The 22708-nt window shown below is 63.4% G+C and carries 20 protein-coding genes and 3 tRNA genes; 12 read left to right on the top strand and 11 right to left on the bottom strand.

Features of this window, described 5'->3' with window-relative positions; genetic code table 11:
* Nucleotides 1-180 precede the first annotated feature (180 nt).
* On the top strand, nt 181-1680 hold the full coding sequence (locus ACZYOF_RS17835; RefSeq protein WP_463716566.1) for an NAD(P)H-hydrate dehydratase: 1500 nt from the start codon (nt 181-183) through the stop codon (nt 1678-1680).
* Nucleotides 1681-1795: 115 nt separating this feature from the next.
* Here the strand turns inward: ACZYOF_RS17835 and ACZYOF_RS17830 are convergent, their stop codons facing one another.
* Both ACZYOF_RS17830 and ACZYOF_RS17825 read right to left on the bottom strand, forming a co-directional pair.
* A complete protein-coding gene (locus ACZYOF_RS17830; RefSeq protein WP_463716565.1) occupies nt 1796-2881 on the bottom strand; it encodes an enolase C-terminal domain-like protein in 1086 nt (361 codons plus the stop codon).
* Between the two features lie 18 nt (nt 2882-2899).
* The gene (locus ACZYOF_RS17825; RefSeq protein WP_463716564.1) at nt 2900-4195 is read right to left on the bottom strand and encodes a multicopper oxidase family protein; all 1296 of its coding nucleotides are present in this window, start codon (nt 4193-4195) and stop codon (nt 2900-2902) included.
* Between the two features lie 150 nt (nt 4196-4345).
* Between ACZYOF_RS17825 and ACZYOF_RS17820 the strand changes: the two genes are divergently transcribed.
* The 7 genes from ACZYOF_RS17820 (at nt 4346) to ACZYOF_RS17790 (ending at nt 11942) form a co-directional block, all read left to right on the top strand.
* Nucleotides 4346-4430, top strand: a tRNA-Leu gene (locus ACZYOF_RS17820).
* 155 nt (nt 4431-4585) lie between these two features.
* Nucleotides 4586-5947, top strand: a complete 1362-nt coding sequence (gene tig / locus ACZYOF_RS17815; RefSeq protein ID WP_463716571.1) for a trigger factor — start codon at nt 4586-4588, stop codon at nt 5945-5947.
* Nucleotides 5948-6188: 241 nt separating this feature from the next.
* Entirely contained in the window at nt 6189-6824 is a 636-nt protein-coding gene (locus ACZYOF_RS17810; protein ID WP_130577037.1) for an ATP-dependent Clp protease proteolytic subunit, read from the top strand.
* A gap of 430 nt (nt 6825-7254) precedes the next feature.
* The gene (gene clpX / locus ACZYOF_RS17805; protein WP_280977736.1) at nt 7255-8529 is read left to right on the top strand and encodes an ATP-dependent Clp protease ATP-binding subunit ClpX; all 1275 of its coding nucleotides are present in this window, start codon (nt 7255-7257) and stop codon (nt 8527-8529) included.
* Nucleotides 8530-8842: 313 nt separating this feature from the next.
* Entirely contained in the window at nt 8843-11266 is a 2424-nt protein-coding gene (lon, locus tag ACZYOF_RS17800; RefSeq protein ID WP_130577036.1) for an endopeptidase La, read from the top strand.
* Between the two features lie 144 nt (nt 11267-11410).
* Entirely contained in the window at nt 11411-11815 is a 405-nt protein-coding gene (locus ACZYOF_RS17795) for a GFA family protein (protein ID WP_463716563.1), read from the top strand.
* Nucleotides 11816-11865: 50 nt separating this feature from the next.
* Nucleotides 11866-11942: transfer RNA gene (locus ACZYOF_RS17790), tRNA-Val, on the top strand.
* Nucleotides 11943-11967: 25 nt separating this feature from the next.
* On the opposite strand, the gene ACZYOF_RS17785 is transcribed toward ACZYOF_RS17790, so the two are convergent.
* Together ACZYOF_RS17785 and ACZYOF_RS17780 are read right to left on the bottom strand one after the other, a co-directional pair.
* Nucleotides 11968-12426 carry an NUDIX domain-containing protein gene (locus ACZYOF_RS17785; protein WP_130577034.1) on the bottom strand — a complete coding sequence of 153 codons (459 nt, stop codon included), beginning with the start codon at nt 12424-12426 and terminating at the stop codon, nt 11968-11970.
* A gap of 403 nt (nt 12427-12829) precedes the next feature.
* Nucleotides 12830-13192, bottom strand: coding sequence for a hypothetical protein (locus ACZYOF_RS17780; RefSeq protein WP_245475647.1), 363 nt, complete (start codon nt 13190-13192; stop codon nt 12830-12832).
* 183 nt (nt 13193-13375) lie between these two features.
* On the opposite strand from ACZYOF_RS17780, the gene ACZYOF_RS17775 reads away from it, so the two are divergent.
* The 3 genes from ACZYOF_RS17775 to ACZYOF_RS17765 are packed head-to-tail and all read left to right on the top strand — an operon-like array spanning nt 13376 to nt 14828.
* Entirely contained in the window at nt 13376-13666 is a 291-nt protein-coding gene (locus ACZYOF_RS17775; protein WP_130577032.1) for a hypothetical protein, read from the top strand.
* Nucleotides 13663-13968: a YciI family protein gene (locus tag ACZYOF_RS17770; RefSeq protein WP_130577031.1), complete on the top strand. Its 306-nt coding sequence runs from the start codon at nt 13663-13665 to the stop codon at nt 13966-13968. Before ACZYOF_RS17775 ends, ACZYOF_RS17770 begins: the two co-directional genes overlap by 4 nt.
* The gene (locus tag ACZYOF_RS17765; RefSeq protein WP_130577030.1) at nt 13968-14828 is read left to right on the top strand and encodes a class I SAM-dependent methyltransferase; all 861 of its coding nucleotides are present in this window, start codon (nt 13968-13970) and stop codon (nt 14826-14828) included. Before ACZYOF_RS17770 ends, ACZYOF_RS17765 begins: the two co-directional genes overlap by 1 nt.
* A 174-nt stretch (nt 14829-15002) precedes the next feature.
* Here the strand turns inward: ACZYOF_RS17765 and pepT are convergent, their stop codons facing one another.
* From pepT to ACZYOF_RS17750, 3 genes are all read right to left on the bottom strand, one after another.
* A complete protein-coding gene (gene pepT, locus ACZYOF_RS17760) occupies nt 15003-16259 on the bottom strand; it encodes a peptidase T (RefSeq protein WP_463716562.1) in 1257 nt (418 codons plus the stop codon).
* Between the two features lie 158 nt (nt 16260-16417).
* Nucleotides 16418-16717 carry an HU family DNA-binding protein gene (locus ACZYOF_RS17755; protein WP_282528845.1) on the bottom strand — a complete coding sequence of 100 codons (300 nt, stop codon included), beginning with the start codon at nt 16715-16717 and terminating at the stop codon, nt 16418-16420.
* Between the two features lie 368 nt (nt 16718-17085).
* A tRNA-Asp gene (locus ACZYOF_RS17750) sits at nt 17086-17162 on the bottom strand.
* 378 nt (nt 17163-17540) lie between these two features.
* Here ACZYOF_RS17750 and ACZYOF_RS17745 point away from each other — a divergent pair.
* On the top strand, nt 17541-18917 hold the full coding sequence (locus ACZYOF_RS17745; RefSeq protein ID WP_463716561.1) for an O-antigen ligase family protein: 1377 nt from the start codon (nt 17541-17543) through the stop codon (nt 18915-18917).
* Nucleotides 18918-18947: 30 nt separating this feature from the next.
* On the opposite strand, the gene ACZYOF_RS17740 is transcribed toward ACZYOF_RS17745, so the two are convergent.
* The 4 genes from ACZYOF_RS17740 to ACZYOF_RS17725 form a co-directional block, all read right to left on the bottom strand.
* Nucleotides 18948-19148 carry a hypothetical protein gene (locus tag ACZYOF_RS17740; RefSeq protein ID WP_130576962.1) on the bottom strand — a complete coding sequence of 67 codons (201 nt, stop codon included), beginning with the start codon at nt 19146-19148 and terminating at the stop codon, nt 18948-18950.
* A 96-nt stretch (nt 19149-19244) separates the two neighbouring features.
* On the bottom strand, nt 19245-19886 hold the full coding sequence (locus ACZYOF_RS17735; protein ID WP_463716560.1) for a haloacid dehalogenase-like hydrolase: 642 nt from the start codon (nt 19884-19886) through the stop codon (nt 19245-19247).
* Nucleotides 19879-21504 (bottom strand): hypothetical protein, encoded by a 1626-nt coding sequence (locus ACZYOF_RS17730; RefSeq protein ID WP_463716559.1) that lies wholly within the window; start codon nt 21502-21504, stop codon nt 19879-19881. The genes ACZYOF_RS17735 and ACZYOF_RS17730 overlap by 8 nt, the downstream gene beginning before the upstream one ends.
* A gap of 2 nt (nt 21505-21506) precedes the next feature.
* Entirely contained in the window at nt 21507-22496 is a 990-nt protein-coding gene (locus ACZYOF_RS17725; RefSeq protein ID WP_463716558.1) for a UbiA family prenyltransferase, read from the bottom strand.
* Nucleotides 22497-22708: the final 212 nt, after the last annotated feature.

The following is a 22708-nucleotide window of genomic DNA, read 5'->3' as shown; positions in this document are numbered from 1 at the left end:
CTGATTTCGGAATGTTATCAGCCTTTTAACGGGCAGACGGACAAGGTTGGATCGAGCGCCCCATGATACCGAAGCCTGCGAAATAGGCAAACGGATGAATTGGTGTGCAATCATCGGCGGATGATCGACGCGAGCCGGGCGAGGTGCCTGTCGAAAAGGCTGATAGATTGAGGATTCAGCATGGAAATCCTGACCACGGCTGAAATGGAACGCGCCGACCGGCTGACCATTGCCGGGGGCACACCTGGCTTTTCGCTGATGATGAGCGCGGGGCAGGCGGTGGCCGAAGCGGCCATGGACCTGGTCGAGGAGGGGCCGATCCTGGTGGTGGCGGGCCGCGGCAACAATGGTGGCGATGGCTTTGTCGCCGCCGCCGAGCTTGCTGCACGGGGGCGGGAGGTCTCGGTCATCCTGCTGTGCGAGCGCGACAGCCTGAAGGGCGACGCGGCGCTGGCCGCACGCGGCTGGAAATATCCGGTGCTGCCGTTCAACCCGCAGGCGATCGGCAAGCCCGCGCTGATTATCGATGCGCTGTTCGGCGCCGGGCTCGACCGTCCCGTGAAGGGCGAACCCCATGAGATGATCGAGGCGGTCAACGCCCATGATGTGCCGGTGCTCGCTGTCGACCTGCCGAGCGGCATCAACGGCACCACCGGTGCTCCGATGGGGATTGCGATCCGCGCCACCGAGACCGTGACCTTCTTCCGCTGCAAGCCGGCGCATCTGCTCTTGCCGGGCAGGGTGCATTGCGGCCGCGTGCGCGTCGCCGATATCGGCATCGATCCGAAGGTGCTCGAGGAAATCCGCCCGGCTACCTTCGAGAATGTTCCGTCGACCTGGCAGCACGCGTTTCCGGTGCCGAAGATCGACGGCCACAAATATTCCCGCGGTCACGTCCTTGCCGTCTCCGGCGACATCGCCGCGACCGGCGCCTCGCGGCTTGCAGCGCGCGGCGCGCTGCGGGCGGGAGCGGGCCTGGTGACGCTGGCCTCGCCGAGCGATGCGCTGGCGGTGAACGCCGCGGCGCTGACAGCGGTGATGGTGCGCGCGGTCGACAATGCGATCCAGTTCGCCGATCTCCTGAACGACAGGCGGCTGAACACGAGCGTGATCGGGCCCGGTGCCGGCGTCGGCCCACGCACGCGCGATTTTGTCCACACGGCTCTCGCGGCGAAGCGCAACCTGGTGCTGGACGCTGATGCGCTGACCAGTTTTGCGGATGCACCGGAACGGTTGTTCGAGGCGATCAAGGCATCGGACGGTGCAGAGGTGGTGCTGACACCGCATGAGGGCGAGTTCCCGCGGCTGTTCAGCGACATCAGCAACAAGCATCCCGGCCGCTCCAAACTCGAGCGTGTGCGCGCCGCCGCCGAGCGCTCCGGCGCGGTGGTGCTGTTGAAAGGACCTGACACGGTGGTCGCCGCGCCCAATGGCCGCGCCACCATCGCCTCCAACGCGCCGCCATGGCTCGCCACCGCCGGCGCTGGCGACGTGCTGTCTGGCATCATCGCGGGGCTGCTCGCGCAAGGCACGCCTGCCTTCGAGGGCGCCAGCATCGGCGCCTGGATGCACGGCGAAGCCGCGACGGAAGCGGGGCCGGGCCTGATCGCGGAAGACCTTCCCGAGACGCTGCCGGCGGTCTTCCGCCGGGTATATGACGGACTGGGGATTGAGTATTGAGGATTTGTGGGGCGTCGAAGGGTGGGCAAAGCGCAGCGTGCCTACCATCCACGGTCGGTGCAAGAAAGGTGGGCACGCTGCGCTTTGCCCACCCTAACGGCTACGGCATCGAGCGCTAGGTCACCTGATATTTCGCGACCGCTGCCTCGTTCCATTCCAGCCCTAAGCCCGGGCCGCGGGCGGTGACGGCGCCGTCGATGACCTCGGCCGGCTTTGCCAGGATGGCGCTGGAGAGGTCGAGGAATTCGAGCCAATGCGCGGTCGGCGTCACCGCGAGCAGATGGGAGCTGGCTTCCGCAAACAGATGGCTCGACATCGGGATCGAGGCGGCGTCCGCTTGCCCGGCGACCTGCAGCCAGCCGGTGACGCCGCCGACCTTCATCAGGTCGGGCATGATGAAATCGCTGGCGCCGACCGAGATCGCCTCGGCAAAGCCGCGCGGGAACCACCAGTTCTCGCCGGCCTGGATCGGAATCGGCGAGTCCATTCGGACGATGGCGTGGCCGGAGAGATTCTCCTGCGGCACGGGCTCCTCGACCCAATGCAGGTCGTAGGGCGCAAGGCGCGCGATGCGGCGTTTGGCTTCCGCCGGATCGAGCGACTGGTTGAAGTCGATCATCAAGGCGATGTCCGGCCCGATGACGGCGCGCACGCCCTTGACCACGCGTTCGTCATTGGCGGCATCACCGTCGCCGCCCTTGATCTTGATGCCGCGAAAGCCCTGGTCGAGTGAGCGGCGGAGCGCGCGCTCGTCGGCTGCGGGATCGACCACGCCATAGCTGTCATAGGCGGGAAGGGGGCGCGCCGATCCGCCGAGCAACTCGACGACCGGCTTGCTCGCGACCTGTCCCAGCGCGTCCCAACAGGCCATGTCGAGGCCGGAGACAGCCATGCCGACCAGGCCCTGCCAGCCGAGCAGGCGGAACTTGGCGTCCATCGCCTTCATCAGGTCGAACGGGGCGACCGGCCGGCCGACGAGATCGCGGCCGGTCTCCTCGACCAGATGAACCAGCGGTTTAAGCGTGAGCCTGATGTAGGCGAAGATGTAGGAACGACCGGTAACGCCCTGATCGGTTTCGATATCGATCAGGACCAGTGGCCCGGAATCGATCACGCCGAAGGCGTTCTTCACAGGACGCTTGAGCGGCACGACGACGGCTCGCGCTCTGATGCCGCGGATCGCTGGAACTGTTTGGCCCATGGTCGTTTCCCCTTGTTCTTATTCGACACTGTACCATCGCACGAGCCGTGGCGCTGCCCAGTCAATCGCGACCTGTTCGATCAGGTAGCGGCCGGCATACTCGGCCAGGAACGCAATGCGCTGGGTCTGGCCGGGTTCGATCGCGAGTGTGTCGAGCCAGAACGGCTTCCAGCCGTCGTCGAGCCGGTCGAGCAGGCGGAAGTGATGGCCGTGGAGGTGGAAGACGGTGGTAATCGGCGCGCGATTGGTAAGCGCCAGCACCACCGCTCGGCCGGTCTTGGCGCGGAAGGCTGGTGGCGCGGAGGGGGTGAAGCTGGCCGGACGCGTCCAGTCAGCTGGCACCCCGACGACCAGTTCGAACCGCTGCGCATTCTTGAGGTCGAGCTGGGCCGGCAGGCCGTTGGGGGGAAGCGGCGGCGCCGATGGCAGCGGCGCTGGGCGGAGCGGGGCCTCGCCGGAGAGTAAGAGTCGTCCGACCGGGCGCGCCTCCTTGCCGTCATGGAGCAGGATCGATGCGCTCGCGACGGCATCGACATAGGCGTCTGCGCGGCCGCCCGGCGCCAACACGAGCGCACCGTTGCGCGCAGGAAACGGCTCGGCAGGCTGGCCGTCGATGGCCATGACGCGGACCTCGTGGCTTTCCAATTTCACCGCGAGCACAGTGCGTTGGGAGGCATTGATGAACCGGAGCCGCAGGCGCTCATTGGCGCGTGCTGAGAGTTCGAATGAAGTCCGGCCGTTAACGGTATAGACCGGCGTCGCATCCTTAGCCTCCGTCCCCGGCGCGATAGCGGAGCCATCCGGCCGCAGCCGCCATTCCTCGATCAAGAGCACCTCGTCGCGGTCGACGGAGATATGCTCGCGTTCGGAGACGACCAGTGGCTTTGCGCGCAGCGGTAGCGGTTGGCCGTCATTGAGGAGGCCGGGATCGAACAGGAATGTGCCGGCGTGGCGCAGCGGAAGCTGGAAGCTCTCCTTCGCCCCGGCGGCAAGCGGCGCCCGGGCGAGCAGGGGCTCGGCGGCCGGAGCGCCGTCGATTCCCCGGCAGTACAATGCAAGGGGTGCGGGAAGATCGTTGCCGAGCGTCAGCTCGATGGTCTCGCCGCGATTCGCCCTGATGTCCTCGCCTGGGAACGACCAGACCGGCGTAGCCGTGCCGCCCTGGCGCAGCACCAGGCTGTCGGGTCTCGCGGAAATGGCGAGTGAACGACGGGCTTGCGCCAAGGTTGCGGCGGGAAGGCCCGCTTGCAGCGCGGCGGCGCCTAGTCCGGCCAGCAGGGTGCGTCGATCGAGCTTCAGGAAAAGGCTTGCCATCGGCCCGATCCGGACCATTTTTGAACCTGTAAGTCCAGCGGCCATTTGGGCCGAGAGGACATGCGAAAAAAGCCATTTTTTTGCTGCGCCGGGGCGGGCTCATGCTATAAGCCGCCGCCCGCGGCATCGCGGCCGGCGATGATGCGCCAAGCGGGTGTGGCGGAACTGGTAGACGCGCTGGATTTAGGTTCCAGTGACGAAAGTTGTGGGGGTTCGAGTCCCTCCACCCGCACCAAGCGCTCATCCAGCGTTTGCATGATCCCTTTCTGGAGGGCCTGTCTCTGTGTTCGGGAGACAGGTCCGCCGAACCACCGGCGCAGGCGTTGAGTCGTGCGTCGAACCATTGACACAGTCGCGCCCGCAAAGGCGCGACAGGAGCGGAAGAAGAAGATGCAGGTCACCGAGACCCTTAATGAGGGACTGAAACACGAGTTCAAGATCAGCGTTCCTGCCACCGACCTCGATGCCAAGGCGGACGCGAAACTTGTGGACCTGAAGGACAAGGTCCGCATCAACGGTTTCCGTCCCGGCAAGGTGCCGGTCAGCCATCTGAAGAAGATCTACGGCCGCTCGGTGATGGCGGAGACCATCGACCAGACCATCCGCGACACCAACACGCAGATCTTCACCGACCGCGGCTTCCGCCTTGCGACCGAGCCGAAGATCACGATGCCGACCGAGCAGAAAGAGGTCGAGGAGTTGCTCGCCGGGAAGAGCGACCTGACCTACACGGTAGCGATCGAGGTCGTGCCGCCGATCACGCTTGCCGATTTCAAGACCTTTCAGGTCGAGAAGCCGGTCACTGATGTGACCGACGCCGATGTTGATGAGGCGATCAAGCGCATCGCCGATCAGAGCCGTCCCTATTCGGCCAAGAGCGAGGGCGCGAAGGCTGAGAACGGCGACCGCGTCACCATCAGCTTCAAAGGTACCATCAACGGTGAAGCCTTCGACGGCGGAACCGGCGAGGGCATCCAGGTCGTGCTCGGTGCGGGCCAGTTCATTCCCGGCTTCGAGGAGCAACTGATCGGTATCGGCGCAGGCGAGACGCGCACGCTGAAGGTCACGTTCCCGAAGAACTATGCCAGCGAAAAGCTCGCCGGCCAGCCGGCCGAATTCGAGACCACGGCGACCGCGGTGGAAGCACCCGGCGAAACCGTGATCGACGACGAGTTCGCCAAGACGCTCGGGCTGGAATCGCTCGACAAGCTGAAGGAAGCCGCGCGGGCGCGTTTGACAGCCGAGTTCGCCGGCGCGACGCGTCAACGCGTGAAGCGCGCGCTGCTCGACCGGCTTGACGAGAACCATAGGTTCGAGGCGCCGCCGTCGCTGATCGACGAGGAGTTCAACTTGATGTGGAACTCGATCAAGGCGGAGATGGATTCCGCCGGCAAGACGTTTGCCGACGAGAACACCACCGAGAACGCCGCCAAGGAAGAGTACCGCAAGATCGCCGACCGCCGCGTGCGGCTTGGCCTCGTGCTGTCGGAGATCGGCGAGAAGAACAAGATCACGGTGTCCGATGACGAGGTCGGCCGCGCCGTGATCGAGCGTGCGCGCCAGATGCCGGGCCGCGAAAAGGAGGTCTGGGACTTCTATCGCAACAACGCCCAGGCGCTCGCCCAGCTCCGTGCCCCGATCTACGAGGACAAGGTGGTCGACTTCATCCTCGAACTCGCCAACGTGACCGAGAAAAAGGTCTCGAAGGAAGACCTGTTCAAGGATGAAGACGCCGAGAAAACTGCGGCGTAATCCCGGCACCTCGTGTTAATGATGAACGGCGAAACCGGCCGAACGACGGCATTCCGTCGCTAGGCGGGACCAGCCGAATCGGTTTGAGTTGCCGCGTTCGGACCTAGCCATCTGTGCGGTCTTGCCGCCGCGAAAATGGCGCATATCTGAGCGCAGCTTAACGCAGTCCTGCATCACGGGACGATCGTCCGTCCGGAACAGCCGGCGGCCGTTCGGCCCCGCCAACTCCAGGGGTAATCCCATGCGCGATCCCGTTGAAACCTACATGAACCTCGTGCCGATGGTCGTCGAACAGACCAACCGCGGTGAGCGCGCCTACGACATTTTCTCGCGCCTGCTGAAGGAGCGCATCATCTTCGTGACCGGCCCGGTCGAGGATGGCATGTCGACGCTGATCGTCGCGCAGCTTCTGTTCCTCGAGGCCGAGAATCCGAAGAAGGAAATCTCGATGTACATCAACTCGCCCGGCGGCGTGGTGACATCGGGTCTTGCGATCTACGACACCATGCAGTTCATCCGCCCGCCGGTGTCGACGCTGTGCACGGGCCAGGCGGCCTCGATGGGATCGCTCTTGCTCGCTGCCGGCGAGAAGGACATGCGCTTCACGCTGCCGAACTCGCGCATCATGGTGCATCAGCCCTCCGGCGGCTTCCAGGGCCAGGCCACCGACATCATGCTGCACGCGCAGGAGATCCTGAATCTCAAGAAGCGGCTAAACGAAATCTACGTCAAGCACACCGGCCAGACCTACAAGGCCATCGAGGATGCGCTCGAGCGCGACAAGTTCCTCACGGCGGAAGACGCGAAAGCGTTTGGTCTCGTCGACAAGGTGATCGATAGGCGTCCCGAGGATCCGGCTGCAGCGAAAGCCGCGTAGTCTTACGGGATCGCTTGCGCGATTTTTGCGTTGACGACGAAATCCCTGTCGGCAAACTCAGGCGATTGCGGTGCAGTATGCCCCAACTTGGGCAGAAAGTTCCGCTTTCGTATCGAGCTGTCGCGTGGCAATGTCGCAACGACCGTGCGTTTTCGACAGGTTATTTACGTGCGGAGGCTATAAATCACGGTATTGTCACGGTGCCCGGCAAGCCCCCGGTTAGCGAATTCTTGATAGTCGGATGACAGCATGGTTGGCTCTGACGTATCGGATGTAGTTGCGGGGGAGATTCGACTGAACCGCGATTCGCCGGATCAGTATTAAGTAGGGTCTTTTTTGGTACGGTTTTTGCTCTATCTACACCTAAAGCCCGGACAGTACCGGAATAGGTCGATGGAGCGACGGGTTCGAACGGCGGACGGAGATAAGAATGAGTAAGGTCGGCACGAGCGATTCCAAGAACACGCTATATTGCTCGTTCTGCGGCAAGAGCCAGCACGAAGTCCGCAAGCTGATCGCGGGTCCCACCGTTTTCATCTGCGACGAATGCGTTGAGCTCTGCATGGACATCATCCGTGAGGAGAACAAGTCCTCGCTGGTGAAGTCGCGCGACGGCATCCCGACTCCGAAGGAAATCTGCAAGGTGCTGGACGATTACGTCATCGGCCAGAGCCATGCGAAGAAGGTGCTGTCGGTTGCCGTGCACAATCACTACAAGCGGCTCAATCACCAGACCAAGCACAACGACGTCGAGCTCGCGAAGTCGAACATCCTTCTGATCGGTCCGACCGGCTCGGGCAAGACGCTGCTCGCGCAGACGCTGGCGCGCATCCTCGATGTGCCTTTCACCATGGCGGATGCGACGACGCTGACGGAAGCTGGCTATGTCGGCGAGGACGTCGAGAACATCATCCTGAAGCTGCTGCAGGCGGCCGACTACAATGTCGAGCGCGCGCAGCGCGGCATCGTCTACATCGACGAGATCGACAAGATCAGCCGCAAGTCGGACAATCCCTCGATCACGCGCGACGTGTCGGGTGAGGGCGTGCAGCAGGCGCTGTTGAAGATCATGGAAGGCACGGTGGCTTCCGTCCCGCCGCAGGGCGGCCGCAAGCACCCGCAGCAGGAATTCCTCCAGGTCGACACCACCAACATCCTGTTCATCTGCGGCGGCGCCTTCTCCGGGTTGGAGAAGATCATCTCCGCACGTGGCCGCTCGACCTCGATCGGCTTTGCCGCGCAGGTGCTCGCTCCGGAAGATCGCCGCACCGGCGAGATATTCCGCCACGTCGAACCGGAGGATTTGCTGAAGTACGGCCTGATCCCGGAATTCGTCGGCCGCCTGCCGGTGGTCGCGACGCTGGAGGATCTCGACGAGAGCTCGCTGAAGAAGATCCTGACCGATCCGAAGAACGCGCTGGTCAAGCAGTATCAGCGGCTGTTCGAGATGGAGAACATCGAGCTGACCTTCGCCGACGAGGCGCTTGGCGCGGTCGCTCGCAAGGCGATCGAACGCAAGACCGGCGCGCGCGGGTTGCGCTCGATCCTGGAGAGCATCCTGCTCGAGACCATGTTCGATCTTCCGGGCCTCGAAGGTGTGGAGGAGGTCGTGATCTCGCGCGAGGTGGTCGAGGGAACGGCCCGTCCGCTGTACATCTACGCGGATCGTTCCGACCGCGCCGTCGAGAGCAGCGCGAGCGCCTGATTGCACTCGCCGGCCGCGGCGGCGGATGAACGAAAATACCGATGGCTGCCGGGATTCCCGGTGGCCATTTCGATGTAATTAATTCTGCGCGTTTAGTCCGGATTTTCCGGTATTTCTAAGTACTTGACACCCCCATGGCCGATAGCCACCTAATGCTGTCGGTGATGAAAATTTACGTCTCAAGATTCGTCATCTGAAATCCGGAACGAGAAGCGGCCGAGGGCCGAACGACATTCGGATCATACAGGCACCTTGTGGTGGTTGCGCAAGCAAGCGGGCCGCGTGCAAGGGGGCACAACGAAAGGAATAGGCCATGACAACCTCAAAACCCCGGCCATCGATTGTCTACGGCGAAAGCCATTCTTATCCGGTGCTGCCGCTCCGTGACATTGTCGTCTTCCCGCACATGATCGTGCCGCTCTTCGTCGGCCGCGAGAAGTCGATCCGCGCTCTTGAAGAAGTGATGAAGAACGACGCGTTGATCCTGCTCGCGACGCAGAAGAATGCGTCCGACGACGATCCGGCGCCAGAGTCGATCTACGAGACGGGGACGCTCGCCAGCGTGCTGCAGCTCCTGAAGCTGCCCGACGGCACTGTGAAGGTGCTGGTCGAAGGGCTTGAGCGCGCGCGCGTCGAGAAATACTCCGACCGCAGCGAGTACTACGAGGCAACCGCGGTCGCGCTCGCCGACACCGACGCCGATTCGGTCGAAGCCGAAGCCCTGTCGCGCTCGGTCGTGTCCGATTTCGAGAGCTATGTGAAGCTGAACAAGAAGATCTCCGCCGAAGTCGTCGGCGTTGTTCAGGGGATCACCGATTTCGCCAAGCTGAGCGACAACGTCGCTTCGCATCTGGCGGTCAAGATCGCCGATCGCCAGGCCATCCTGGAGACGCTGTCGGTCACCCAACGCCTGGAGAAGGTGCTGGGCCTGATGGAGAGCGAGATCTCGGTCTTGCAGGTCGAGAAGCGCATCCGCTCGCGCGTCAAGCGCCAGATGGAGAAGACCCAGCGCGAATATTACCTGAACGAGCAGATGAAGGCGATCCAGAAGGAGCTCGGCGACGACGAAGGTCGCGACGAGCTGGCCGATCTGGAAGAGCGCATCAACAAGACCAAGCTGTCCAAGGAAGCGCGCGAGAAGGCGCAGCATGAGTTGAAGAAGCTGCGTCAGATGTCGCCGATGTCCGCGGAAGCGACCGTGGTGCGCAACTATCTGGACTGGCTGCTGTCGATCCCGTGGAACAAGAAGTCCAAGGTCAAGAAGGACCTGGAAGCCGCGCAGGCGGTGCTGGACTCCGACCATTACGGGCTCGAGAAGGTCAAGGACCGTATCGTCGAGTATCTCGCGGTGCAGTCGCGCGCCAATAAGCTGACCGGACCGATCCTGTGCCTGGTCGGGCCTCCCGGCGTCGGCAAGACCTCGCTTGGCAAGTCGATCGCGAAGGCGACGGGCCGTGAATTCGTGCGCGTCTCGCTCGGCGGCGTGCGCGACGAAGCCGAGATCCGCGGTCACCGCCGCACCTATATCGGCTCGATGCCCGGCAAGATCATCCAGTCGATGCGGAAGGCGAAGACCTCCAATCCGCTGTTCCTGTTGGACGAGATCGACAAGATGGGCGCCGACTTCCGCGGCGATCCGTCATCGGCGCTGCTCGAGGTCCTGGACCCCGAACAGAACTCGACCTTCAACGACCACTACCTGGAGGTCGACTACGACCTGTCCAACGTCATGTTCATCACGACCGCGAATACGCTCAATATTCCCGGACCGCTGATGGACCGCATGGAGATCATCCGGATCGCCGGCTACACCGAGAACGAGAAGGTCGAGATCGCGCGCAAGCACCTGATCCCGAACGCGCTCTCCAAGCACGGTCTGGATTCCAAGGAATGGTCGATCGACGACGATGCGCTTCTTTTGATGATCCGCCGCTACACCCGCGAAGCGGGCGTGCGTAACCTGGAGCGTGAGCTCTCCACACTTGCCCGCAAGGCGGTGAAGGAGCTGATGATCTCCAAGAAGAAGTCGGTCAAGGTCACCGAGAAGAACATCGAAGAGTTCCTCGGCGTGCCGAAGTACCGCTTCGGCGAGATCGAGAGCGAGGACCAGGTCGGTATCGTCACGGGTCTGGCCTGGACCGATGTTGGCGGCGAGCTGTTGACCATCGAAGGCGTCATGATGCCCGGCAAGGGCAAGATGACCGTCACGGGCAATCTGCGCGACGTCATGAAGGAATCGATCTCGGCGGCGGCGTCCTACGTCCGCTCGCGCGCGATCACCTACGGCATCGAGCCGCCGCTGTTCGACAGGCGCGACATCCACGTGCACGTGCCCGAGGGCGCGACGCCGAAGGATGGACCGTCCGCAGGCGTGGCAATGGCCACCGCGATCATCTCGGTCATGACCGGCATTCCGGTCCGCCACGAGGTCGCGATGACCGGCGAAATCACGCTGCGTGGCCGCGTGCTGCCGATCGGCGGCCTGAAGGAGAAGCTCCTGGCTGCCGCCCGCGGCGGCATCAAGACGGTGCTGATCCCCGAGGACAACGCCAAGGATCTCACGGAGATTTCCGATGCGATCAAGGGCGGCATGGAGATCATCCCGGTCTCCCGGCTCGACGAGGTCGTCGCCAGGGCGTTGGTGCGGGTGCCCACACCGATCGTCTGGGAAGAGGAGACCAAGGTCGACGTCAAACCCGACACCGCCGAAGAGACCGGCGGCCTGACGGCGCACTGACCGGACCGGATTGCTTGAACAACGAACGGCGCCTTCGGGCGCCGTTTCTGTTTATGGGAGTTTCGCTCGAAGATAGCGCACCGATCATGATCCGATTTTCCGGATCATGCTCTAGGACAGGGAGCGGGCGGAGAGGGAGGGGCCATGAAGATCGACGGGCAATGTCACTGCGGCGTCGTGACCTACGAGGCCGATATCGACCCCGAGCGGGTCTCGATCTGCCACTGCACGGATTGCCAGACGCTGACCGGCTCACCGTATCGCGTCACCGTGATCTGCGCCGGCGAAGCAATCCGCCTCACGGGCAAATCGCCGAAAATCTATGGGAAGGCCGGCGACAATGGCCGGATCCGCTTCCAGCATTTCTGCCCCGAATGCGGTTCCCCGCTGTTCACGAGCGGCGAGGACGGGGGCCCCGAGGATTGGGGTATCCGCTGGGGCAGCATCCGCCAGCGCGACCAATTGCAGCCGCGGCGCCAAATCTGGTGCCGTTCGGCCGCGCCCTGGATCAACGATCTCAAGGCGTTGCCGGGACTTCCGACTGAATGATGGACCCGACCTTGCGCCTCGGGGCAGGGCGAGGGTAAAGAAGCGGGCGAGGGCGGCTAGCTCAGCTGGTTAGAGCATCTCGTTTACACCGAGAGGGTCGGGAGTTCGAATCTCTCGCCGCCCACCACAGCCCCGCTGCCCGCGCTGGGATTTCAGGGGCCAGGTAGCTCCGGAACAGTCATGTTGGTCGATTTGGCCTCCGACAAGAAGGCGTCGACGGCAAATTGGGCAAGCGGCGCGAGGGATTCCCTGATCTGACAAAGCTCGGCGAGTGTGAACGTCTTTAGCTGGCCCTCGGTAATCGTCAGCTCTTCAGAACAAATCGATCGGACGATAAATATCTCGGCGTGAAAGTTGCCACCGGTAATCGGGTGGTTTGAACCAACGCAGCGAGCGAGATGCTGGAAGCTCTCTGCCGGCAGACGGCAGCCCAGTTCTTCGTGGATCTCACGGGCGATACAGTCCCTGAAAGTCTCATTGCCTTCGCGTCGGCCACCAAAAAGGCTGATCTTGCCGGGATCAACGATACCGGGCTTGTCGTCGCGCAATTGCATGAGAAAGCGACCATCTGTATCGATCACGATGGCCGCGGCGCCTTCTCTCAAGCTCATGATGATCCTCGCTGGCACATTACCCATAATGTCGCCAGCACGGAGCCGCAACGGCTGCATTTCATCAGATGGGCAAGAATAGCGCATCAGTCCCGATTGAGCTCGCGCGAATGCGCTTCGATCGTGCGATGCAGGAATTAGACAAAAAGATCCAAGAGAAGAGGCAGGCTGAGCGAGCGCAACGCGAAAGGGAAAACCTTATACGCAAATCAGAGAGGGTTGCGGAGCGCAAAGAGGCGCGCATGGACCAGCCTTCGCCCTGCGGGCTTCGGCTCGGCAAGCCGGAGTACGTAGGGCGAAGACTGTCGCGCCGAAGCTCGCAGAGCAAAGGCGGACTGGTTTGGTTAGCAAGTGAATCTTCGAGCAAGGCGCCGCTCAACGAGCGACGCAAGCTCCGCCGATCTCACGCCGTCTTCGTGAACATCGTCAGGACACCGTCGGCGATGTTGATGGCAACGACTTGCGACGACGTCATGCCCTTGGCCTTGAGCGCGGATAGCGCCTGCGGCGTCGCGTCGATGGTCTTCCGAAGTGACTGCATGTCCTCATCGCTCGTCTGCGAGATGATCTCATCGACTTTCGAGCGCACCGCCGGCTGCAGTTCCTTGACGTCGACAACCTGTATGGTCCGTATAACGGTGCCGGGCTCGGACTGAGCGGGCGGCGACTCCGCCCCACGTTGCGAGGGAGTTCCCTGCGCCAGCACCAAAGCCGGTGTTCCGAGGCAAAGAGCTGCAATGATGGCGGATGCCGTAAAGATGCGCATGGTCATGCCTTTCCAGGTTGAAGACCAAACAAGTCCTATCCGGGAAATCTGGTTGGCATCTGCTTTTCATGTGGCCATTCGGTGAAAGCAATGCGGCCTCAATGCGCGGCGCTGCGCTCGCCGGAGGATTGGCGATGCGCTCAACCGGGTGATATCATTGCGTGAAAACCCGGGGAGCTGCCCATGCGAGTCTTTGTTGCCGCCGTGATGGTCGCGCTGATGGCCGGATCGGCGTTCGCGCAGAATGCCGTGCCGCAATATGGCGACGTCGACAAGGACAAGAGTCCGTCGCAGAAGGAGGAAGAGCGCAACGCCGAGCGCGCCTACAAGAGATCGCTGCGCAACATTCCCGACAAGGCGGGGCCCAGCGATCCCTGGGGCGCCGTGCGCAGTGACAACGCGGCCCCTTCGGCCACCAACACGACGCAGAAGAAACCCAAGACCGGCAGCGCCGCGAAGCACGCGCCGCAATGAGATATTTCGTCTGCAAGCTTGTTCCGCCGCGTCCGACCTTTCCGCAGGACATGACACTTGGCGAGGCCGAGATCATGCAGGCTCACACGGCCTATTGCGGGGAACTGCTGCGGGCTGGCAACGCGATTGTGTTTGGCCCGGTGGCTGATCCGGCCGGCGTCTGGGGGTTAGGCGTGCTACAATTGCCTGACGATGCCGACCCGCAGACCATTCTCGCCAACGATCCCGTCATGAAGGCCGATGCCGGCTTCACCTATCAGGTGATGCCGATGCTGCAGGCTGCGACGAAAGAGACCTGCTGATGGACGCCGCCCTTGGCCACGAGCAAAACGCCGACCAGATCGCCTACTGGAACGGGCCGGGCGGCCAGCGCTGGGCCGACCGGCAAGCGGCGCAGGACGTCCTGCTGGCTCCGGTCCTCGACATCCTGATCGATCGCGCCAGGCCGAAGACAAGCGAGCGCGTCATCGACATCGGCTGCGGCAGCGGCGCGACCACCGTCGCGTTTGCAGGGAAGGTCGGGCCGTCCGGCCACGTGCTCGGCATCGACGTATCAGGCCCGATGCTCGAGCGGGCGCGGCAACGCGTGACGCCGGGATTGTCGCTGGAGTACGCGCTCGCGGATGCAACGGTGTACCCGTTCGCTCCCGCAAGCTTCGACCTGTTGGCGTCGCGATTCGGCGTGATGTTCTTTGCCGATCCCGCGGTGTCGTTTGCGAATATGAGGAAGGCGCTGCGATCGTCAGGGCGGCTTGCGTTCATCTGCTGGCGCGAGCCGCGCGAGAATCCATTCTTCATGACGCCGTTGCAGGCCGCCTACAAACACGTGCCGAAATTGCCGCAGCAGGGGCCCGAGGATCCCGGGCCGTTCGCGTTCGCCTCGGAAGAACGTGTGCGACGCATCCTCGGCGCGGCCGGCTTTACGAATGTGGAGATGGAGCCGTGCCCGCTCTCGCTCGATGCGGCGATCGGCGGCGGCCTCGATGGCGCCGTACAAGGCGCGCTCGAGATCGGGCCGGTCAGCCGGGCGCTGCAGGATCAGCCACCTGAACTCCGCGCCGCTGCCGCCGGTGCGATCCGCGAGGCGCTCGCGCCGTTCGTCAAAGGCAATTCGGTGATGCTGCCCGCCTCGATCTGGATCGTGACGGCGAAGGCTTCGTAGCAGCCCACCGTCATTGCGCCCTTACCGTCATTGCGAGGAGCGATCGCGACGAAGCAATCCATGCTTCCGCACCTGTGGAAGGATGGATTGCTTCGCGGAGCCTGTCATCGGGCGACGCTTCGCGTCGACCCGTTGGCTCGCAATGACGGCGGAGAGTGCTGTTGCACTTAACCGCTACGCCCGCTCTTCCCAGATCATCGCGAGATGCACGATGGTCTGCACCGCCTTTTCCATGTCCTGCCGGCTCACCCATTCCAGGCGCGAGTGGAAGGCGTGCTCGCCGGCGAAGATGTTGGGGCAGGGCAGGCCCATGAACGAGAGGCGCGAGCCGTCGGTGCCGCCGCGGATCGAGCTCTTCACCGGGGTCAGGCCGGCGCGGCGGATGGCTTCGCCCGCGTAGTCGACGATCTCGGGGTGACGGTCGATCACCTGCTTCATGTTGCGGTACTGCTGCTTCACCTCCATGCGGTAGGTCGAGCGCGGATAGGCCTTCATCACGTCCTTGACGATGGCCTCCAGCAGCGCCTCCTTCTCCTTCAGCCCGGTTTCCGTGAAATCGCGCACGATGAAGTCGAGCCTGGCCTGCTCCAGCGCGCCCGAGATCGCGATCGGATGCAGAAAGCCTTCCTTGCCTTCGGTGGTCTCCGGCGAGCAGGTGGTCTTCGGCAGCCGCTCGACGATCCCTGCGGCGATCTTGATCGCGTGCTCCATCTTGCCCTTGGCGAAGCCGGGATGGGTGGAGACGCCTTCGATCGTGATGCTGGCGCCGTCGGCGGAAAAGGTCTCGTCCTCGATATGGCCGGCGGTTTCGCCGTCGATCGTATAGGCGAAATCGGCGCCGAGCTTCTTCAGGTCGACCTTGTCGACGCCGCGGCCGATCTCCTCATCGGGCGTGAACAGGATCTTGATGGTGCCGTGCTTCACCTGAGGATTGCTAACGAGGAAATGGGCGGCATCCATGATCTCGGCGACGCCGGCCTTGTTGTCCGCTCCCAGCAGCGTGGTGCCGTCGGTGGTGATGATGTCGTTGCCGATCTGGTCGGAAAGCGCTGGGTGCTCGGCGGCGCGAATCACCTGCGCGGGGTCGGCTGGCAGCGCGATGTCGCCGCCGCGATAGTTTTTCACGATCTGCGGCCGCACATTCCTGCCGGTGCAGTCCGGCGAGGTGTCCATGTGCGAGCAGAAGCAGATCACCGGCACCTTCTTGTCTGATGTGGCCGGGATGGTCGCGTAGACGTAGCCATGCTGGTCCAGATGGGCGTCGCTGAGCCCCATCGCCTGCAATTCCGAGACGAGGAGGCGGCCGAGATCCTTCTGCTTCTCGGTGGAAGGGCAGGTTGGCGATTCCGGATCGGACTGAGTATCGATCACGACGTAGCGCAGGAAGCGCTCGGTGACGGTGTGTTTGAAATCAAGCGTTGGAGCCAGCATGGTGACCGCAAGTCCAAGAGGGGGACGAGAGAGGGATTGGGCTGGTTCTATAACAGAAAAGCGCCACCCCGGGGGCCGCGTCGATGAGCCGGAATGGCGCTGACTGAACGAAGGGCTTGGCCGATTACTTGGCCGATCAGTGGCCGATCAGTGGCCGATCAGATGGCTTCCTTGAGTTCCTTTGAGGGGCGGAAGGCGACCTTCTTGCTGGCCTTGATGTGGATCTGCTCGCCGGTGGCGGGATTGCGGCCCATCCGGGCGGCGCGCTTGCGCACCTGCAGGATGCCGAGGCCGACGATGCGAATGCGCTCGCCCTTCTTCAGGTGCTTGGTGATTCGCGTCACGACGTCGGTCAGGATGCTTTCGGCCTGCTTCTTGGAGAGTTCCTGGTCTTCGGCGATCGCCGCCGCCAGATGCTTCAGGGTGATGGTCGCCGGGGTCGCTGCTTTCTTCGCCATGTGTGGCCCTCCTCGTGATGAACGGCTTAAAGAAGCGTTTTCGAACGAAGCGGATGCTGAATCGTTGGGGAAAACGCGTCGACGGGAGATCTGGAGCCCTTGGGGGTCTCGATGGCGAGGGTCCAGGAAACCCTGACATTTCAGGCCTTATTCGATTCGGACCCTGACTGACTACGCCGTTTCGCCCGAAAATCGGCCACTTCCCGCATCGAAACCGCAAAACCGCCAAACGTCGCAGCTACGAAACGGCTGTGCGAACTGGTCCGTTCGCAACAACTGAAGCCGCCGAGTTGCCGGCGGGAAGTTTGGCGAAGGAGACGGATCGAAAGTCGAGCGCGGAGCTAACTGTTTGAAACACATCGCCAAAATGGCGCGAGAGACGGGGCTCGAACCCGCGACCTCCGGCGTGACAGGCCGGCGCTCTAACCAACTGAGCTACTCCCGCGTGATGCGCAATTCCGCGAGACGTGGGGGACTTAAAGGGGCGGTCTTTTGAAGTCAAGGACGTTGAGATTCCCTGGGTCCTGCAGGGCTTTGCAGTGTGTTGATGGGGAATCAGCGGCGCTGCACGGAAGGCTCCGCGTTTCCTGCCTCGAGGCGACTCGCCGGGTTCCATCAGATGGCAGGCCGGAAGCTGTTCCGATCAGAGGCGCTTGGAGGTGCCATCGTATTGCCACAAGCATAGAGCGAATTTACTTCGAGTAGCGACCGGCGCGTGCCGCTACCTTTGGAATTGCGAGACCTGTCATGGAGTCGATATAGAACTGTTCTGAGAACTCTTCTGATTGAGCTTCGACACTATCAGTTTCACGAGGGCCGGGCTTTGCAATCGGTATTGTTCGCCATACTGCTGTCCGCGGGGCCGATTGCGGTGCTCGCGCACGGTTTCGCCGGGACCGGCTCGACAATCACCGGTCTGCTGATGGCCGCGCCAATTGCTGCGCTCCTTCTTCTGGCGAGATGGCGTGAATTCAGGCCCGACATTTGCGACGTGCTGTTCGTGCTGTTTTGTTGCGGCATCGCGCTCTCGTTCGCAGTCAACGGCGTCGCTGCGCCGAAAGAGGCCGCCCTTCTGGGGTTGTCGCTCGCGGCCTATCCCGCGGTCAGGGTGAGCTCCCGTTGTGGGCAAGTTCCTCAAGCCTTCGTGGTCGTCACAGGCGCGATCGTGGCGGTCGGAGCCGTCGTCACCCTGGTGGCGCTGCTTGGTCAATGGAACGACCACCATGGTAAGCCGCTGGTCTTTGACGAGTACGACGCTGCGCCGGCGCAATTCACGACAGCGCTTGGCTTGCTGCTTCTGGCGCTGGCCTGCACAGAACTCAATTGGCGACGGACTGCATGGATTTCGATCCTCGCGGCCGTGCCCCTGGCCATCTTCGCGGCGTCGATGGTACGCTACTCCTTCATCGTGATCGTGGTGGCGCTGCTCGCAGCGATGTTGGTTGCCAAGGCTGGCCAACGCAAATTCATTGCTGTGATCGTGTGCGTCACGATCGCTTCGGTTGCGCTTGGCGCACTCGTCAGGTCATCAACAACGCTCAGATTCGCCAAGCTCGCCGAAGCGGCGTTGGGTTTTCAGGTTGCGGAGCCGGGCAACGATGAATCGCCGGCGCCGCCGGTTTCGCCGCCGGCAAGTGCACTGCCAGCCCCCGCCGCATCAGGCCGCGTTGCTACCGAGGCGGCTCCGCCAGTGCCAGCGCCTCCGCCTTCGCAAGCTTCCTGTCCTTCGATCGACCCGGACAATTCGATCATCATCCGGCAGCAGCTCTACAAGGACGCCTTCGCGTTGCTGCCGGAAGCGGGGCTGACGGGACTGGGACTGGACGGTTTCCCCCAGCGGTCGTGCCTGAAAGGCTTCCAGGTTCACAACTCGATCCTGCAGGCCATCATCGAATTCGGCTGGCCGGCGGGTATCTTCCTCATCCTGTTGCTCTATCACGCGATGGGAACGCGGATGTTCTCGCTGGCGAGGATCAATCGCGAAGCCCGCTTCGTGCTGTGCAGCCTGGTGTTCACGCTCATGCTGAGCATGGCGCATGGCAGGATCAGCAGGGACCTCGCATTGTTCCTGTTTCTGGGATACGCCGCAAAGCTGCGAAGCAGTGCGCTCGATATTGAAGAGCAAGCCTGGGTATTCGGAGACGGTCCGATCAGGACCATTCCGGCACCGGGCGTCGGCGCTCGCTTGAACGCCGCCTGACGGCGGAGGTCGCCCGATCCCAGGCCCAGGCTAGAATTCGTAGAGGTCGCGGCCGCGGCGGGCCAGATTCCTGAGATCGGCCAATGTGCCGCGGACGGCGTTGCAGCAGCGGCACTCGATGACCGTGTCACCGGATGCGGCGGCCGGTCTCTCCAGCTTGATCGATAGGCTGCCGCAATCGGTGCAGACGATCTTGAAGCCGGAGGAGTATGTTTCCTGATGCAGATTCATCGGCGGCGAGGGTCCTACTGGCCTTCTCTATACGCGCCGAAATTTAAGCTTGGGATCGCAACGTCAATTGCAATCGAACGATTGCGTTAGCGCTTGTTAACGCTGGCTGTCTGGCCGGGTGGATAAATCCAGCGTTGGCCGTCCCAGCGCCAGCGCGGCGTCACGGACCGATCGTCGCGTGTTGACGAGGATGATGCCGCTGGCGTGGGCCCAGATTGCGAGGTCGGATTTGCTGTCGCCGGCATAGATGAAGCCTTCCGGAAATAGCTCGCGGAGCAGCGCGGCCTTGGCCGGTCCCTTCAGGTTTCCCTTGCCGTCGGAGGCGAACACCTGATCGAAGACGGGCAGGCGGAATGCGAGTTGGGCGGCGAGCACGGCGTCGGCGGCGGTAGCAAGCACGATCATGCGACCAGCCGTCTGCTCCCGGTGCGCCAGCGCGACAACCTCCTGATGGAATTCGAGCTGATCCCAGTCGATGCGGTTGCGCAGCGCAAGCTGGCGCTTGAGCGCGGCGCGTCCTCGCAAAAGCCATCTGGCGCAGGCGAGCACGATCAGCGGATTGCGGCGCAGGATCGAGAAGAAGCTCTTGTAGAGCAGATCGCCCTTGATGAGCGTGCCGTCGAGGTCCAGCACCAGCGGCATCGATATCGGGAGGCCGAGCAGCGTATCCGCGGCGGCGTCGGCTGCATCCGGCCGCTTCAGCGGCGTTGGGGCCATGTCCAGGGTAAGGTCAGTCACGCATCGCACTCAACTGGTTTGGAATCGTGCAAGCCACGATCTCGCGTCCGCCGCTTCGGTTCGCCTTGCAGTCGCGATAGCCGAGATTGCTTGCGACGGCTGATCCGCTCTGGTCGGAGGACGACACGATCAGCACCTGCGGCGCGCCGCGATTGGCGCTCTGGAATTTTGCCAGCTCAGCGGCATCAGGCTCGCTTTCCCAGTCGGCGGTCGCGCGCAGGAAATCGTGCGACGGCACATATTGCAGCGGGAAATAGCCGAAATAGCGGGTCGAGGGCAGCGTGGAGGAGAGGCCCGCGCCGCGGGCAGCCAGCGCCGCGGTCTGGGCCGCATGCAGAGTGGGGCGAATGCGCCAGGCGAACAGGGAGCTGTCGCGCTGGGCAATCAAGTCGGCGTTGACGAAGGTCTTGCCGGGATTCTCGCGGCCGATCTCAAGCTCGCTTTCCAAAACCGGCGCCCAGCTCTTGTAGGCCACCGTGCGGATCGCGGTCTGGCCGACCAGGCCGGCGATCGCGGCCAAGCACAGGATGCGCACCAGTGCTTCGTGCGGCTGGCGACTCGCGATGAAGAGCGCGACCGCGATCCAGCTATAGGGAGCGAGCCGTTCCGACAGCAGCGCCGAGCCAGTCTTCAGGTTGAGGAGCGACAGCAGCACGACAAGGACGAAGAAGACGGGCCAGGTCAGGTTGCCCGACCGCAAGCTGCGCAGCGCCGTGGCGCCGGCCACCAGCACCGCCACCAGAAGCGGCGCCAGCGCTACCACCTCCCAAGAGGTGAAGGTGAAGAGGTGGGTGGCGGCAACGATCCGGCGCAGGATCTGCGTGATGCCGCCTTCGCCGCCCGGCACATCGCCGGGAATGTTCTGATAGGTCAGCAGGAAGCCTGCGATCAGGACCAGCACCGGCATGGCCGCGGCAGCGGCCCAGGCGCCATCGATGAGTAGTCGTCGGCCGGCGGCGCGCGGGCCGGCGTGCTCCAGCGTGCGGAGCGCACGGGCGATGCCATCCGCCGCAAGCAGCAGGCAGGCGGCGACCACGGAGGTGATGTGGGTCAGGTAGAGGGCCGCCAGGAATAGTGCGGTGGCGAGGAAGGTGAAGATGTCACCGCGCCCGCGCACCTTGCTCCAGAAGCTTGCGAACAAGAGGAACAGCGGCACGCCAAGGGCGAAATTGTAGAAGCCCCAATGGATGAAGACGCCGAAGGCGACCGGCAACAGCAGCAGCATCGGCAGCAGCGGCCGTTCGGTTTCCGTGCGGGACACCACAAAGGCGGCCGCAATCCAGATCAGCCCGTACAGGCTCAAGAACAGCGTGTTGGCGAGCAGCGGATTCCCGGTCAGCCGGATCAGGCCGGCGAGCAACAGATAGATTGCGGAGTTCGGTTCGATGCGCGAATTCCACTGGTAGAAGGAGGCGGCAGGCTCCTGCAGGACGCCACCCCAGCCGAAGCGGGCGATCAGGTCGGCCTGTGCCAGATGCACCGGGCCGTCCTGGGTCGGCACCAGCTTGACCAGCCAGACCGGGCCATCGAGCAGAAGCGCCAGCGCGGCAAAAGCCAGCGTCGCGACCGCGACGCCGGCGTAGTTTCGTGGGGCGCTCAGGGAAGCCGTTATCGACATGGTCAGTGACCCGTGCTGAGACGAATGAGATCCGAACTGGTCAGGCTGTTGAGCAGCGGCAGGTCGACGAAGGTCAGGATGCCGAACAGCGCCATGGTGACGGCGGCGGCAATCAGCATGGACGGCTGCCGCATCAGCTCCTCGGGCCGCGCGGCCGCGGAATCCGGGGTCAGCGCGAGCCGCATATAGGCGGCGAACAGCGCGATCAGGAACGGGATCGCGACGATGTATTCGATCCGGTACTTGATCAGGAAGATCGCCATCATGAACGCGAAGCCCTGGGCGTAGACGAGGCAGCTCGTCACCAGGCTCGAATGCGTATAGACGGCGAAGGAGGGGCGATAGGCGGCGAGGTTGGCGGTGCCGCCGGCCTCGACGATGGCGCGATGCTCGGAGACGCGCTTGGCGGCCATCAAGAAGGCGCCGCCGAACCAGTAGGCAAGCAGGATCGAGATCGGTGGGGCGATATGCGGGACCACCGCGAACCAGCCAAACAGGAAGCGCAGGGGATTGTTGAGGGACTCGACGATGACGTCGAGGAAGGCGCGATCCTTGGCGCGGATTGGGCGCACGTTGTAGATGACGCCGAAAGCGGCGAATACGGCCGCGGTGAGGGCAAAGCTCCGGCCAAGCTGATTGGCGACGAGCAGGCCCACGCCAGTCAAGAGGATGTACTGGGCAAAGACGATGCTGGGCGACATCGCGGTCTGCACCGCCGGACGCGCCCGCTTGGTCGGGTGCATGGCGTCGAAGGGGGCATCGAGCCATTCGTTGATGGTGTAGTTGGCGGATGACAGCGCCATGGCGACGAACAGGCAGGCGAGCAGGCGCTCTCCCAGCGTCGCGTAGTCGACCGGTCCGGTCCCTGCCATGATCATCGCGAAGGCGACGCCTGGCACGATCAGCACGTGCTTGATCCAGTGATCGGGCCGGGCGATGGCGATGTAGTCGGCGAGACCCGCCGACGGCGGCGCGTAGTGGGTGACGGACATGCAATCCTCCAGGCTACCTCTGTGCCGCATCGGGGCGGATGCGACGGAAGATGCCTTGGAAGGGCAGCGATCGTGCCGCAGTGGCTGACGAAGGCCGTCATGGGCGCCGAAACCCGGGTAACGCGGTTAACGGCGGTAGCGGAGGCGGGGTTTTCGGGATTTTCGCCCTCGCGATGGGCCATCGTGCAGCCGAATCCCGGTCGGCGGCGGCG

Source organism: Bradyrhizobium sp. LeoA1Lang, assembly GCF_055413685.1.
Note: the sequence above shows the minus strand (reverse complement) of the source record. Positions and strands in the feature narration are given on the sequence as shown.

Excerpts from the sequence above, each read along its gene's own strand:
- ACZYOF_RS17835 (WP_463716566.1), top strand. The coding sequence starts at position 181 with ATGGAAATCCTGACCACGGCTGAAATGGAACGCGCCGACCGGCTGACC.
- ACZYOF_RS17830 (WP_463716565.1), bottom strand. The coding sequence starts at position 2,881 with ATGGGCCAAACAGTTCCAGCGATCCGCGGCATCAGAGCGCGAGCCGTC.
- ACZYOF_RS17825 (WP_463716564.1), bottom strand. The coding sequence starts at position 4,195 with ATGGCAAGCCTTTTCCTGAAGCTCGATCGACGCACCCTGCTGGCCGGA.
- tig (WP_463716571.1), top strand. The coding sequence starts at position 4,586 with ATGCAGGTCACCGAGACCCTTAATGAGGGACTGAAACACGAGTTCAAG.
- ACZYOF_RS17810 (WP_130577037.1), top strand. The coding sequence starts at position 6,189 with ATGCGCGATCCCGTTGAAACCTACATGAACCTCGTGCCGATGGTCGTC.
- clpX (WP_280977736.1), top strand. The coding sequence starts at position 7,255 with ATGAGTAAGGTCGGCACGAGCGATTCCAAGAACACGCTATATTGCTCG.
- lon (WP_130577036.1), top strand. The coding sequence starts at position 8,843 with ATGACAACCTCAAAACCCCGGCCATCGATTGTCTACGGCGAAAGCCAT.
- ACZYOF_RS17795 (WP_463716563.1), top strand. The coding sequence starts at position 11,411 with ATGAAGATCGACGGGCAATGTCACTGCGGCGTCGTGACCTACGAGGCC.
- ACZYOF_RS17785 (WP_130577034.1), bottom strand. The coding sequence starts at position 12,426 with ATGAGCTTGAGAGAAGGCGCCGCGGCCATCGTGATCGATACAGATGGT.
- ACZYOF_RS17780 (WP_245475647.1), bottom strand. The coding sequence starts at position 13,192 with ATGCGCATCTTTACGGCATCCGCCATCATTGCAGCTCTTTGCCTCGGA.
- ACZYOF_RS17775 (WP_130577032.1), top strand. The coding sequence starts at position 13,376 with ATGCGAGTCTTTGTTGCCGCCGTGATGGTCGCGCTGATGGCCGGATCG.
- ACZYOF_RS17770 (WP_130577031.1), top strand. The coding sequence starts at position 13,663 with ATGAGATATTTCGTCTGCAAGCTTGTTCCGCCGCGTCCGACCTTTCCG.
- ACZYOF_RS17765 (WP_130577030.1), top strand. The coding sequence starts at position 13,968 with ATGGACGCCGCCCTTGGCCACGAGCAAAACGCCGACCAGATCGCCTAC.
- pepT (WP_463716562.1), bottom strand. The coding sequence starts at position 16,259 with ATGCTGGCTCCAACGCTTGATTTCAAACACACCGTCACCGAGCGCTTC.
- ACZYOF_RS17755 (WP_282528845.1), bottom strand. The coding sequence starts at position 16,717 with ATGGCGAAGAAAGCAGCGACCCCGGCGACCATCACCCTGAAGCATCTG.
- ACZYOF_RS17740 (WP_130576962.1), bottom strand. The coding sequence starts at position 19,148 with ATGAATCTGCATCAGGAAACATACTCCTCCGGCTTCAAGATCGTCTGC.
- ACZYOF_RS17730 (WP_463716559.1), bottom strand. The coding sequence starts at position 21,504 with ATGTCGATAACGGCTTCCCTGAGCGCCCCACGAAACTACGCCGGCGTC.
- ACZYOF_RS17725 (WP_463716558.1), bottom strand. The coding sequence starts at position 22,496 with ATGTCCGTCACCCACTACGCGCCGCCGTCGGCGGGTCTCGCCGACTAC.